The following is a 12056-nucleotide window of genomic DNA, read 5'->3' on the forward strand; positions in this document are numbered from 1 at the left end:
GAGCGTAGGAGAACAGCGCGCGGCGGTGGCAGCCGCTACCCGCGCTGGCGGGCTTGGACCGTTCGGCGGTAGGTATGTTAGCCCGTTGTGATGTCCCGGAAACCTCAGATCGAGCAGCCCCTGCCGGGCGAGCCGCGCGCTGACTCCCCCGGACGCACCGACTGGGTGGTGTTCGGCGTGGCCGCCGCGGTCACCCTCGCGTTCGTGGTGTGGGGGATCGCCCACACCGACTCGCTGGCCGCCGCCTCCGACGCCGCCCTCGGCTGGGTGATCACCAACCTGGGCTGGATGTTCGTGCTGCTCGCGTCCGGTTTCGTGGTGTTCGCGCTGTGGCTGGCGCTCAGCCGCTACGGCCGCGTGCCGCTGGGCCACGACGACGAGCGGCCGGAGTTCCGCACCGCGTCCTGGGTGGCCATGATGTTCAGCGCGGGCATGGGCATCGGGCTGATGTTCTACGGCGTCAACGAGCCGCTGTCGCACTTCGTCACGCCGCCGCCGCAGACCGTGCCGGGGGAGACCCACCGGGCGGTGCGCACCGCGATGGCCACGACGCTGTTCCACTGGACGGTGCACCCGTGGGCCATCTACGCCGTGGTCGGCCTGGCCATCGCCTACGGCAGCTTCCGGCGTGGCCGCAGCCAGCTGATCAGCGCCGCGTTCGCCCCGCTGCTGGGCGCCCGGCGGGCAGGCGGCGCGGCGGGCCGGGCCATCGACGTGCTGGCCGTGTTCGCCACGCTGTTCGGCTCGGCCGCCTCGCTGGGCCTGGGCGCGCTGCAGATCGGCAGCGGCCTCGAGGTCGCGGGCTGGGCGGGCGAGGTGGGCAACGCCGTGCTGGTGGGCGTCATCGCGGTGCTGACCGCGGCGTTCGTGGTGTCCGCGGTGTCCGGCGTGGCCAAGGGCATCCAGTGGCTGTCCAACACGAACATGGTGCTGGCCGTGGTGCTGGCGGTGTTCGTGTTCGTCATCGGCCCGACCGTGTTCATCCTCAACCTGGTGCCCGCCTCGATCGGCCAGTACTTCCGCGACCTGGCCGACATGGCGGGCCGCACCGCCGCCTCCGGCGGCGACCCGACCGAGACCTGGCTGGCGGGCTGGACGGTCTTCTACTGGGCGTGGTGGATCTCCTGGACGCCGTTCGTCGGCATGTTCATCGCGCGGATCAGCCGGGGCCGCACGATCCGCCAGTTCGTGGCGGGCGTGATCGGCGTGCCCAGCGCGGTCAGCCTGGTGTGGTTCGCGATCTTCGGCGGCACCGCCATCTCGCTGCAGCGCGACGGGGTGGACCTGGCGGGCCGGTCCACCCCGGAGGGCCAGCTGTTCGCCCTGCTCGACCACTTCCCGCTGGCCGGGGTCGCGGTCGTGCTGGTGATGGTCCTGGTGGGCGTGTTCTTCATCTCCGGCGCGGACGCCGCGTCGGTGGTGATGGGCACCCTGTCGCAGCGCGGCTCGATCAAGCCCGCCAAGGGCGTGGTGGTGTTCTGGGGCGTGCTCACCGGCGCGGTGGCCGCGGTGATGCTGCTGGTGGGCGGCTCCAACGCGCTGACCGGCCTGCAGAACCTGACCGTCATCGCCGCCTGCCCGTTCGCCCTGGTCATGGTGGGGCTGTGCGTGTCGCTGGCGCGCGACCTGCGCAGCGACCCGCTGGTGCGCCGGGAGGACCGGGTGGCCGAGGTGATGGAGGAGGTCACCGCCCGGCTCGGCCCCGAGGAGGCGGCCCGGCGCGCGGTGCGGGAGCTCAAGCGCTAGGGGGCACCCCGAGGCGGCGCAGCAGCTCCGCCTCCAGCGCGTCCAGGTCGGTCGAGACGGCGCGGTGCGCGGCCTTGCGCCGCGCCGCGGGCATCCGCTCGGCCGCCCGCACCGCGGCGACCAGCTGGTGCAGCCGGGTCTCGGTGGCCGCCACGTACTCGCGGTCGGCGGCCCGCAGCTGCTCCAGCGCCTCGGCGAACCCGGCGGCGCGGGCGTGCAGCCGCGCGCCCCGGCCGGAGTAGCGGGTCAGCTCGTCGACCGGGACGCCCAGCCTGCGGGCCCGGAAGTGGTCGACCCGGTCGCCCACCGCGGCCGCCGCCCTGGCCGCGAACGGCGCGAGCACCGGGATGAGCGCGGGGACCACCACCTTGGCCACGCTCACCAGGTTCTTCGCCTTCGACGGGGTGAGCCCGCCGCCCTTCCTGCGCGCCATCTCCACCCACCTCCGGGACGAACAGTAGAGGCCGTCCGGCAAAAGATCGATCGCGGTCGACCAGGTTGCCGGTACAAGCGCATCGCCGAAGACATACCCTGCTCCGGTGACTTCCCAGGTGCAGCTCGACGCCGGTGTGGTCACTCGTTGCCGGCGGCGGGTGCACCTCGAACACGACCCGGCCATGCGCGAGGTCCCCAGGGCCGCGCCCGACCCGACCGGTCAGCAGCGCAAGGCCGACGCCACCGACCACCGCCGCGCGGTGATGACCGCGCTGGCCGGGGTGGTCGGCGCGGACCTGCTGGCGGTGCCCACCGACGTGCCCGGCGCCGACCGCGAGCGGATCACCGAGGAGGCGATGCGCGCGGGCGTGCCCTTCATCTGGGGCGCGGCGCTGCCGCGCGACCCGCTGGGCGGCAGGCGCGGCGGCATCGACCTGCTGGTCAAGGAGCCCGCCGGGTACGTGCCGGTGCTCGTGGTCCGGCACAAGGTCTCCGATCCCGGCCAGGGCGCGCGCACGTCCCCGCTGCTCACCCCGAGGTTGACCGCCGCGCGCACGGACCCGGCGCGCAAGGTCCGCCCGCAGCCGCGCGACCAGCTCCGGCTGGCCCACGCGCAGCGCCAGCTCCAGGCCGCGGGCCACGCGCTGCCCGGCCGCGCGACCGGCGGCGTGATCGGCATGGACGCCGACGTGGTGGTTTGGCACGACCTGGAGTCCCCGGCCTGGCCGGGCGGCCGGACCGCGCTGGCCGAGTACGACGCCCGCTTCTCCGACCGGCTGGCGGTGGCCGCCGCGGCGGCCACCGGCGGACCGGCGCTGGCCAGGCCGACCAGGATCGTGGAGTGCCGCAGCTGCCCTTGGTGGCCGGTGTGCGAGAACGACCTCAAGCAGGACCGCGACGTGAGCCTGGTGGTGCGCGGCGAGGACGCCGTGGCGCTGCGCGGGGTGGGCGTCGGGTCGGTGGACGAGCTCGCCGCGCTGGACCCGGCCAAGCCGGTCACCCCGCTGGTCGGGATGCCGCACGAGGACGCCGTGGTGCTGGCGCGGGCGTGGCTGCGCGACCTGACCGTGGTGCGCCGGGTGGAGCGCATGGACGTGCCGCGCGCCGACGTCGAGGTCGACGTGGACATGGAGAGCTTCGGCGACCTGGGCGCCTACCTGTGGGGCTGCCTGCTCTCCGGGGCCGACATCGGCCAGGAGCCCGGCTACCGCGCCTTCGCCACCTGGGACAAGCTGCCCTGCGACGACGAGGCCCGCTCGTTCGCCGAGTTCTGGGGCTGGCTGTCGGAGGTCCGGCGGCGCGCGGAGGAGCGCGGCCTGACCTTCCGCGCCTACTGCTACAACGAGCTGGCGGAGAACCGCTGGCTGCTGGCGTCGGCCGAGCGCTTCAAGGGCAGACCCGGCATCCCGTCGGTGGGGCAGGTCAAGGAGTTCATCAGCTCCGACTCGTGGGTGGACCTGTTCGGCATCGTGCAGCGGCAGTTCCTGTGCGCGCACGGCAAGGGCCTCAAGACCATCGCCCCGGTGGCGGGCTTCACCTGGCGCGACCCGGAGGCGGGCGGCGAGAACTCGATGCGCTGGTACCGCGACGCGGTGGGCATGGACGGGCAGCCGCCGGACCCGGCCCAGCGGCGGCGGCTGCTGGAGTACAACGAGGACGACGTCCTGGCCACCCGCACCCTCCGCGAGTGGATGACCTCCGACGCCATGGCCACCCTCCCCTACGCGGGCGACCTCTAGCACCTCCACCAGGACTGCGAACGTCACGTGTTGGCCGGCTCGTTCTGAGCTCCGCGGTCAGCGTTCTCCTGCGTCGTTCTCCTGCGTCGGTCCTGGTGCCGAGGCCCGATGACCCCGCGTCATGCGTCATCGCCAGTCACCGCCGTGATCGCTCCTGGCTGGGGGAGGGGGCGGATCGTGATGTCGCTCCACCCGTCAACGCCGCGCATGTCGTCCGAAGGGCCCACGACTTCGGACCGCAGCAGCTGAAAACATCAGCCCTCGCCATGCCGGTCGCGTGCGAAGGAGTGCCGTTGTCCAACTTCAAGGCGCGAGCTTGGAAGGCGCTGAGCATCGTGCTCGTCACCGGCTCCGCGATCTCCGCGTTCGCGATCTACCAAGGTTTCTCCGATTCGATCACGTCCGTCGACGGAAAGTCGGTTGGTTACCTGTCCGGAACCGCGAATGTCCGGACGTGCCCGTTCACCGGTTGCGAGTCGAGCGAGGAGTTCACCCGCAACCGCCAAGTGGTGCTGCGCGACGTTGTCGACGGTGAGGAGGTCGACGGATCGAACAAGTGGGCCCGGATAGAGTACGGCGCAGAAGTGCGGTACGTGCATTCGAGATTCGTCAAGAGTAAACCTGTCTCCGTGAGCGAAGGGCTCGAACTCGGCGTCAACGCTTTAGCCGTGATCGTCTTCATGCTTCTGTTCGCCGTCGCCAGCTGGCAACGGGGACACGCCATCGCGGCGGAGAGAGAAGCGGAGACTAATTCCTTGCTGCTGGCTGTCACTTTCGGAGCCGGGATTGTCGCCGGAATTATCGGGTTCGTCTTCGCCCGGATGGACAACCAGACCACGCCCGCCTTCCTGGCCGGTGCCTTCGCCAATGTCGGCGCCGGTCTGGTCGGTGCCGCGGTGACCTTCGTGCTGTTCCAGGTGGTGCTGAGCAGGAGGAATCCGTCTCAGCAGCAGATGGCCAAGATCGAAGAAGTGCTGCGCGAGATACACGCTCATCATCCCGATGCCGCGCGAGGCGAGGACGTCAAAATTGTCGAGACGCGGCGAGGCGCACCTGCGGCGAAGGGTATTCCGGCCATGGTGCTGGCAGCGGTTGCGATGGTCATCGCATGGCTGTTTCGTCAAGAAGGGAGACGATCGCGGTGACCGGGAGAGGATACGGCGCCCGGTGGAACCCGGTCACGGCCACCCATAGCGGATCACCAGATCGGGTGGCAGCCCTCGCGCGTTCCGCTGCGCTGCCCGCCAAGTCGAAGTGGCCGACTCCCTGGCACGCCGAGAGCCTTCGTCGCCGCGACGGCGAAAGCGGGTGGTGCCGTGCGTGTTCCTTGCTCGACGCCTGCGACGTGACGGGCCCTGCAGTGATGGGCCGCTTCCGGTCTGCCGTTCAGGCGTCGCGGATTCGCCGCGCGATCGCGGAACGCTGAACCCGGTGAAGCGGTCCGGATGCTACCCGAGTTCAAGCAGGTCTCAGTGCTCGGCTGACGGGTCGGCCGTGCCCGACTCCACGGGAGAGCCCGGCACGACCGGCCGCACGACCGCGGAGCGGGTGCCTAGCGCGGTGCCATCCGGAGGGCGCCGTCCATGCGGATGACCTCGCCGTTGAGGTAGTCGTGCTCGACGATGGCCACGGCCAGCCGGGCGTACTCCTCCGGCTGCGCCAGCCGCTTCGGGAACGGCACCCCGGCGGCCAGGCCCGCCCGGAACTCCTCCGACACGGTGGCCAGCATCGGGGTGTCGACGATGCCGGGCGCGATGGTCATCACCCGCACGCCCACCGAGGACAGGTCGCGCGCGGCGGGCAGGGTCATGCCGACCACCGCGGCCTTGGACGCGGCGTAGGCGACCTGGCCGATCTGGCCGTCGTACGCGGCGATGGAGGCGGTGTTGACGATGACGCCGCGCTGCCCGTGCTCCAGCGGCTCGGTCCGGCCCATCGCCGCCGCGGCCAGCCGCATCACGTTGAAGGTGCCGACCAGGTTGATGTCGATGACCTTGCGGTACAGGTCCAGCGGGTGCGGGCCGGACTTGCCCACCGTGCGGGTCGACGGGCCGATGCCCGCGCAGTTCACCGCGACGCGCAGCGGCACGCCGGAGTCGGCCGCGGTGTCCACCGCCGCCTGGACGTCCTCCTCCGAGGTCACGTCGGCGGCCAGGTAGGTCACGCCCGGCACCTCGGGGGCGCTGTCGATCGAGATGTCCAGGGCGAACACCCGCGCGCCGCGCTCGGCCAGCGCGCGGGCCGTCGCCGCGCCCAGCCCGGACGCGCCGCCGGTGACGATCGCCGCGGTACCCGAGATCTGCATCAATCCTCCTGAAGACCCAGTGCGGGTCAGGAGGTTAACGGTCGTTCAGGCCCCTGCGCTCGGAGAGGTGCAGCATTGCGACCAACGGCACGGCCGCCAGCAGCGCCAGTCCGACGAACAGCATCGCGAACACGACGAGTTCCATAGCTTGAACAGTGCCTCCCTGCGGGGTGCGCCCGCGTCCGCCGCAGGTGGGGTTTCCGCCTACGACCAGGGGACTACCCACGTTCACGCTGCGCACACGGCGGACGGGTGTGTTTTAGTTAGCCGGGGGTAACCAAACGTCGTTCGGCGACGTAAGTTGTCCGCGTGTTCACCACCCGTCCTGAACTCGTCGGCACGCACGGCATGGTCGCCTCCACCCACTGGCTCGCCTCCAGCACCGGCATGGCCGTGCTGGAGGACGGCGGCAACGCGTTCGACGCGGCCGTCGCGGTCGGTTTCGTGCTGCAAGTGGTCGAGCCGCACCTGAACGGGCCGGGCGGCGAGGTGCCGGTCGTGTTCGCCGCGGCGGGCGAGTCCGCGCCGCGCGTGCTGTGCGGGCAGGGAGTCGCGCCCGCCGGGGCCACCATCGGGCACTACCGCGGCCTCGGCCTGGACCTGGTGCCCGGCAGCGGCCTGCTCGCGGCGACCGTCCCCGGCGCGTGGGACGCCTGGCTGACCCTGCTGCGCGACTACGGCACCAAGTCGCTGCGCGACGTGCTGGGCTACGCCATCGGCTACGCGCGCGACGGGTTCCCCCTGCTGGAGCGGGTCTCGGCGACCATCGGGACGGTCGCGGACCTGTTCCGCGACCACTGGCCCTCCTCGGCCGCGCTGTGGCTGCCCGGCGGCAAGCCGCCCAAGCCCGGCGAGCGGTTCCGCAACCCCAAGCTGGCCGAGACCTGGGAGTGGCTGCTGGCGGCGGGGGAGGCGGCGGGCGCCGACCGCGAGGCGCAGATCGAGTCGGCCCGGCGGGCCTGGTCGCAGGGCTTCGTCGCGGCGCAGGTCGACGATTTCGCCCGCAACGCCTTCCGCGACGACTCCGGCCGCGACCACGCGGGCGTGCTGACCGGCGAGGACATGGCGTCCTGGCAGGCGAGCTACGAGGACCCGCTGGTGGTGGACTTCGGCGAGTGGGCGCTGGTCAAGCCGGGCGCGTGGACGCAGGGGCCGGTGCTGGCGCAGCAGCTGCGGCTGCTGGAGGGCTTCGCCGACCGGCTGTCCTACGTCGACGGCGTGCCCACCGCGGAGACCGTGCACCTGGCCGTGGAGTGCGCGAAGCTGGCGTTCGCCGACCGCGAGGCGTGGTACGGCGACACCGGCGACGTGCCGCTGGACGTGCTGCTGTCCCGCGAGTACGCCGAGGAGCGCCGCAAGCTGGTGACCGAGGAGGCGTCGCTGGAGCTGCGCCCCGGCACCCCCGGCGGCGTGGCGGCGGTGCTGGCCCAGCACATCACCCGCGGTCCTCGGCCGCTGGGCGACCTGGGCGGCGCGCTGGGCGAGCCGACCGTGTCGCGGACCGGCACCACCAAGGGCGACACCGTGCACGTGGACGTGGTGGACCGCTGGGGCAACATCGTCTCGGCCACGCCCTCCGGCGGCTGGCTGCAGTCCTCGCCCGCCATCCCGTCGCTGGGGTTCTGCCTCGGCAGCCGGGCGCAGATGTTCTGGCTGGACGAGGGACTGCCCAACTCGCTGGCGCCGGGCAAGCGCCCGCGCATCACGCTGTCGCCGTCGCTGGCGCTGCGCGACGGCGAGCCCGCGCTGGCGTTCGGCACGCCCGGCGGGGACCAGCAGGACCAGTGGCAGCTCGGCTTCTGGCTCGCGCACACCGTGGGCGGACTGGACCTCCAGGCGGCCATCGACTCGCCGATGTGGCACTCGAACGCCTTCCCCAGCTCCTTCTACCCGCGCGCGTGGACGCCGGGCGAGCTGGTCGCCGAGTCGCGGCTGACCGGCTTGGACGAGCTGCGCGACCGGGGCCACGCGGTGGTCGACGCGGGCCCGTGGGCGCTGGGCCGGATGTCCGCGGTGGCCAGGGACGCCCGCACCGGGCTGCTGCGCGCGGGCGCCAACCCGCGCGGCGCCCAGGGCTACGCCGTGGGCCGGTAGCGGCCGGGCCGGTTCAGCCGGACCGGTTCAGCCGGGCCGGTTCAGCCGGGGGCGTCGGCGAACCGGGTGACGAGCAGGTCGAGCCGCTCCTCCTGGCCCTCCGGGGGGATGCGGCCGCTGTCCGCCAGGACGGCTGTGCCGTGCAGCGCGCTCCAGACGACTTCGGCGAACAGCTCGCGCCGCGCGTTGTCCGGGCGGAAGCAGCTGACGAACTCCTCGAAGCACGCGCGCAGCGGGGGCGGGGTTTCGGCGTGCGCGAACTTCACGTCGGTCGGCATGACGAACATGGCCTGGTAGAGCGCGGGCCGCTCGGCGGCGAAGGCCAGGTAGGCGCGGCCGGTGGCGCGCAGGGCGTGCGGGGGTTCGGGGTTGGCCAGCCGGGCACGTCGCAGGTGGGTGGACAGCTCGACGAAGCCGTCGAGCGCGACCGCCCGGACGATGGCGTCCTTGCCGCTGAAGTGGCTGTAGAGCACGGGCTGGCTGTACTCGACGCGCTCGGCGAGCCGCCGCGTCGTCACCGCGTCCCAGCCCTCGGCCTCGGCGAGCTCGCGGGCCGCGGCGATGATCAGCTGGTGGCGCTGGGCGCGTTCGCGCTCACGGCGCTTCTCGATGGCGGACACGCGCCGATCCTAGCAACGCTAGACATCCTGTCGATGGCATGGTTATCGTTGGCACAACATCTAGCGCCGCTAGGACAGCGGTCGCCGCTACTGGGGAGGAAGCAGTCGTGCTCACCACCACCGCCACCGTGCTCGCCGGGCTGATCGGCCTGGGCATCACCGTCATCGGGGCGCTCGGCCTGCTGAACCCGCGGTTCGCGGGCGGCTTCGGCATCCCCGACACGCCCGTCCAGGACCCGACCTTCCGGTCGTGGCTGGCCGTCAAGGCCGTGCGCGACATCGCCTCCGGCCTGTTCACGTTCATCCTGCTGGTCGCCGGGACACCCCAGCTGCTGGGCTGGTTCATGCTGGCCGCCAGCGGCATCCCGATCGGCGACGCGCTGATCGTGCGGCGCAGCGACGGCCCCAAGGCCGCCGCCTACGGCGTCCACGGCGCCACCGCCGCCGTGATGCTCGTGATCAGCGCACTCCTGCTCCTGAGCTGAATCCAGCCGCCCCCTTCTCGTACCGCCCCCGGCGACCACCACGCGAGGCCGCGTCGGTCTGTCGGCATGCCTTTCGCGGAAGATCACGCTCTTCGATCTTCCGCGAAACGCGTGCCGATGGGCCGACTTCCAGGCGGCCGAGCCGCCGGCTGCGGAGCAGCGGCCATCCAACACAGAGGAGCGGTCCCGGCCCGAGGGGGAGGGGGTCGGGACCGCTCCTGTCCGGGGCCTCAGGTGCCGGGGCGCGGCGCGCTCGCGGCTGCCGCGGCGGTCTTCCTGGGGTGCATGGGCGCGAGACTTTCGCTTTCGGCGGGTTCTGATCAAGCTCCGTAATGCCACCGGGTGAACTACTTCACCTGCTCAGGTGGATCAGAGGTCGAGGCTGTCGCCTGCCGGGAGGATGGTCAGCGGGATGCCGGTCAGTCCGCCGGGCCCGACGCCGGGCAGGCCGCCCTCGCCGAGGAACCGCGCCAAGCTCTGCTGCCCCAGGTCGCTGAGCATCAGCTCGTGGATCTGGATCAGCCGCCGCGGCTTGACCGCCCGGACGTAGTCGACGGCCTCGGCGACCTTGGTCCACGGCCCGCTGGTGGGCAGCAGCAGCGTCTCCACCTCGCCGTCGGGGACGTGGTAGGCGTCGCCGGGGTGGTAGAGCGAGCCGTCGACCAGGTAGCCGACGTTGTCGATCGTCGGGATGTCCGGGTGGATGAGCGCGTGGTGCTCGCCGTGCACCTCCACCTCGAAGTCGCCGATGGTGAACGACTGGCCCGCGGCCACCGCGGTGGCCCGGTCGCCGAGCTTGGCCGCCACCGACGCCGGGCCGAAGACCCGCAGTTCGGGGCGGGCGGCCACGGCCTGGGCGATGAGCTCCTCGGCGAAGTGGTCGAAGTGGTCGTGGGTGATCAGCACGGCGTCCGCGCCCGCCACGACCTCGGCCGCGTCAGGGGTGAGCAGACCGGGGTCCACGGCGATGGTGGTGCCCCGCTTCTCCAGGGTGACGCAGGCGTGCACATATTTGGTGAGCTTCACGAAGTAATTTTGCCACTCGCGCTCCCGCGCGTACGCGGGACTGCCGCTCCCGGGCGGACGCGACCCGCCGCGCGCTGCCGTACGGTCGCAGCATGGCGTGGTTGGGCCCGCTCTGGTTCGTCGCGACGTTCGTCCCGCTGCTGTGGCGCAAGCGCTTTCCCGTCGCGGTGATCGCGGTGACGGGCGGGTCGACCTGGCTGTACTACGCCACCGGCCACTGGGGCCCGCTCATGGCCGCGCCCGCGCTGGCGGTGCTGTCGCTGCGCCACCAGCGGGCGGTCGAGCGGCGCGGGCAGCAGGTGGCGCAGGAGCGGCTGCGGATCGCGCGGGAGGTGCACGACGTGGTGGCGCACAGCCTGGCGATGATCAACGTCCAGGCCGGGGTGGCCGCGCACGTGGCCGACCGGCGGCCGGAGGAGGCGGTCAAGGCGCTGCGGGCGATCAAGGAGGCCAGCGGGCACGCGCTGGCCGACCTGCGCGCCACGCTGGGGATGCTGCGCTCCGGCGAGGGCGCCGCCCCCGTCCCCTCGCTGCGCAGGCTGGACGACCTGGTCGCGCCGGTGGCCAGGGCGCGGGTGGTGGGGGAGCCCGGCGAGCTGCCCGCGCCGGTCGACGCGGCGGCCTACCGGGTGGTGCAGGAGGCGCTGACCAACGCCCTGCGGTACGCGCCGGACGCCACCGCCATCACGATCGGGTTCGACCGGACGGACGAGGGGCTGGTGCTGTCGGTGGTCGACAACGGGAGCGCCGCCACCGCCCCGGTCGGTTCGGGCAGCGGGCTGGCGGGGATGCGGGAGCGGGTGGAGGCGCTGGGCGGCACGCTGCGGGCGGGGCCGGTGGCGGGCGGCGGGTTCGAGGTCAGGGCGGTGCTGCCGCTGGGCGCGGCGCGGAAGGGGGTCGCGTGATCAGGGTGGTGCTGGCCGACGACCAGGCGCTGGTGCGCGCCGGGTTCCGGTTGCTGCTGGACACCGAGGACGGCTTCGAGGTGGTCGGCGAGGCGGGCGACGGCGCGCGGGCGGTGGAGCTGGCCCGCGAGCACCGGCCGGACGTGGTGGTGATGGACATCCGGATGCCCGGTGTGGACGGGCTGGCCGCGACCCGCCGGATCTGCGCCGAGCTGCCAGGGGTGCGGGTGCTGGTGCTGACCACGTTCGACGTGGACGAGTACGTGTTCGAGGCGCTGCGCGGCGGGGCCAGCGGGTTCCTGCTCAAGGACACCGACCCGGTGGAGCTGCTGCGCGCGCTGCGGGTGGTGGCGGCGGGGGAGGCGCTGCTGGTGCCGAGCGTGACGCGCAGGCTGATCGAGGACTTCGCGGCCCGCCCCGAGCACCGGCGGCCGGACCCGGCGGCGCTGGGCGAGCTGACCGCGCGCGAGCGGGAGGTCATGGCGCTGGTCGCGGGCGGGCTGTCCAACGACGAGATCGCGGGCCACCTGGTGATCAGCCCGGCCACCGCGCGGACCCACGTGAGCCGGGTGATGACCAAGCTCGGGGCGCGGGATCGGGCCCAGCTCGTGGTGCTCGCCTACGAGTCCGGATTGGTGAACCCTCGCAGGCGGTAACACTTTCGGAGATTTTCGTAACAATCAGTATTGGTATTGGTCGTT

Annotated in this window: 11 protein-coding genes; 7 read left to right on the top strand and 4 right to left on the bottom strand. The window is 72.6% G+C overall.

The genetic code is table 11. The features are described from left to right. Positions 1 to 90 precede the first annotated feature (90 nt). Positions 91 to 1746, top strand: coding sequence for a BCCT family transporter (locus tag JOF41_RS30830; RefSeq protein ID WP_209623471.1), 1656 nt, complete (start codon positions 91 to 93; stop codon positions 1744 to 1746). Here the strand turns inward: JOF41_RS30830 and JOF41_RS30835 are convergent. Further along, complete coding sequence (locus JOF41_RS30835) at positions 1736 to 2179, bottom strand: DUF6474 family protein (RefSeq protein ID WP_209623472.1); 444 nt, start codon at positions 2177 to 2179, stop codon at positions 1736 to 1738. The genes JOF41_RS30830 and JOF41_RS30835 overlap by 11 nt on opposite strands. Positions 2180 to 2285: 106 nt before the next feature. Here JOF41_RS30835 and JOF41_RS30840 point away from each other — a divergent pair, with 106 nt between their 5' ends. Both JOF41_RS30840 and JOF41_RS30845 read left to right on the top strand, forming a co-directional pair. Next, entirely contained in the window at positions 2286 to 3920 is a 1635-nt protein-coding gene (locus tag JOF41_RS30840) for a TM0106 family RecB-like putative nuclease (protein WP_189221498.1), read from the top strand. Positions 3921 to 4213: 293 nt separating this feature from the next. Continuing rightward, positions 4214 to 5065 (top strand): hypothetical protein, encoded by an 852-nt coding sequence (locus JOF41_RS30845; RefSeq protein WP_189221497.1) that lies wholly within the window; start codon positions 4214 to 4216, stop codon positions 5063 to 5065. 407 nt (positions 5066 to 5472) lie between these two features. On the opposite strand, the gene JOF41_RS30850 is transcribed toward JOF41_RS30845, so the two are convergent. Next, positions 5473 to 6225, bottom strand: coding sequence for an SDR family NAD(P)-dependent oxidoreductase (locus JOF41_RS30850; protein WP_189221496.1), 753 nt, complete (start codon positions 6223 to 6225; stop codon positions 5473 to 5475). Between the two features lie 309 nt (positions 6226 to 6534). Here JOF41_RS30850 and JOF41_RS30855 point away from each other — a divergent pair, with 309 nt between their 5' ends. Next, positions 6535 to 8319, top strand: coding sequence for a gamma-glutamyltransferase family protein (locus JOF41_RS30855; RefSeq protein ID WP_189221495.1), 1785 nt, complete (start codon positions 6535 to 6537; stop codon positions 8317 to 8319). Between the two features lie 41 nt (positions 8320 to 8360). Here the strand turns inward: JOF41_RS30855 and JOF41_RS30860 are convergent, their stop codons facing one another. Further along, positions 8361 to 8939: a TetR/AcrR family transcriptional regulator gene (locus JOF41_RS30860; protein WP_209623473.1), complete on the bottom strand. Its 579-nt coding sequence runs from the start codon at positions 8937 to 8939 to the stop codon at positions 8361 to 8363. A gap of 107 nt (positions 8940 to 9046) precedes the next feature. On the opposite strand from JOF41_RS30860, the gene JOF41_RS30865 reads away from it, so the two are divergent. Beyond that, positions 9047 to 9424 (top strand): DUF4267 domain-containing protein, encoded by a 378-nt coding sequence (locus JOF41_RS30865; RefSeq protein WP_209623474.1) that lies wholly within the window; start codon positions 9047 to 9049, stop codon positions 9422 to 9424. Positions 9425 to 9793: 369 nt separating this feature from the next. Here JOF41_RS30865 and JOF41_RS30870 read toward each other — a convergent pair whose 3' ends face one another. Then, entirely contained in the window at positions 9794 to 10450 is a 657-nt protein-coding gene (locus JOF41_RS30870; RefSeq protein WP_209623475.1) for an MBL fold metallo-hydrolase, read from the bottom strand. 92 nt (positions 10451 to 10542) lie between these two features. Here JOF41_RS30870 and JOF41_RS30875 point away from each other — a divergent pair, with 92 nt between their 5' ends. Together JOF41_RS30875 and JOF41_RS30880 are read left to right on the top strand one after the other, a co-directional pair. Continuing rightward, positions 10543 to 11355, top strand: a complete 813-nt coding sequence (locus JOF41_RS30875; RefSeq protein WP_209623476.1) for a sensor histidine kinase — start codon at positions 10543 to 10545, stop codon at positions 11353 to 11355. Next, complete coding sequence (locus JOF41_RS30880) at positions 11352 to 12011, top strand: response regulator transcription factor (protein ID WP_209623477.1); 660 nt, start codon at positions 11352 to 11354, stop codon at positions 12009 to 12011. The genes JOF41_RS30875 and JOF41_RS30880 overlap by 4 nt, the downstream gene beginning before the upstream one ends. The last annotated feature ends 45 nt before the right edge of the window (positions 12012 to 12056 follow it).

The organism is Saccharothrix coeruleofusca, assembly GCF_017876325.1.
Lineage (GTDB): Bacteria > Actinomycetota > Actinomycetes > Mycobacteriales > Pseudonocardiaceae > Actinosynnema > Actinosynnema coeruleofuscum.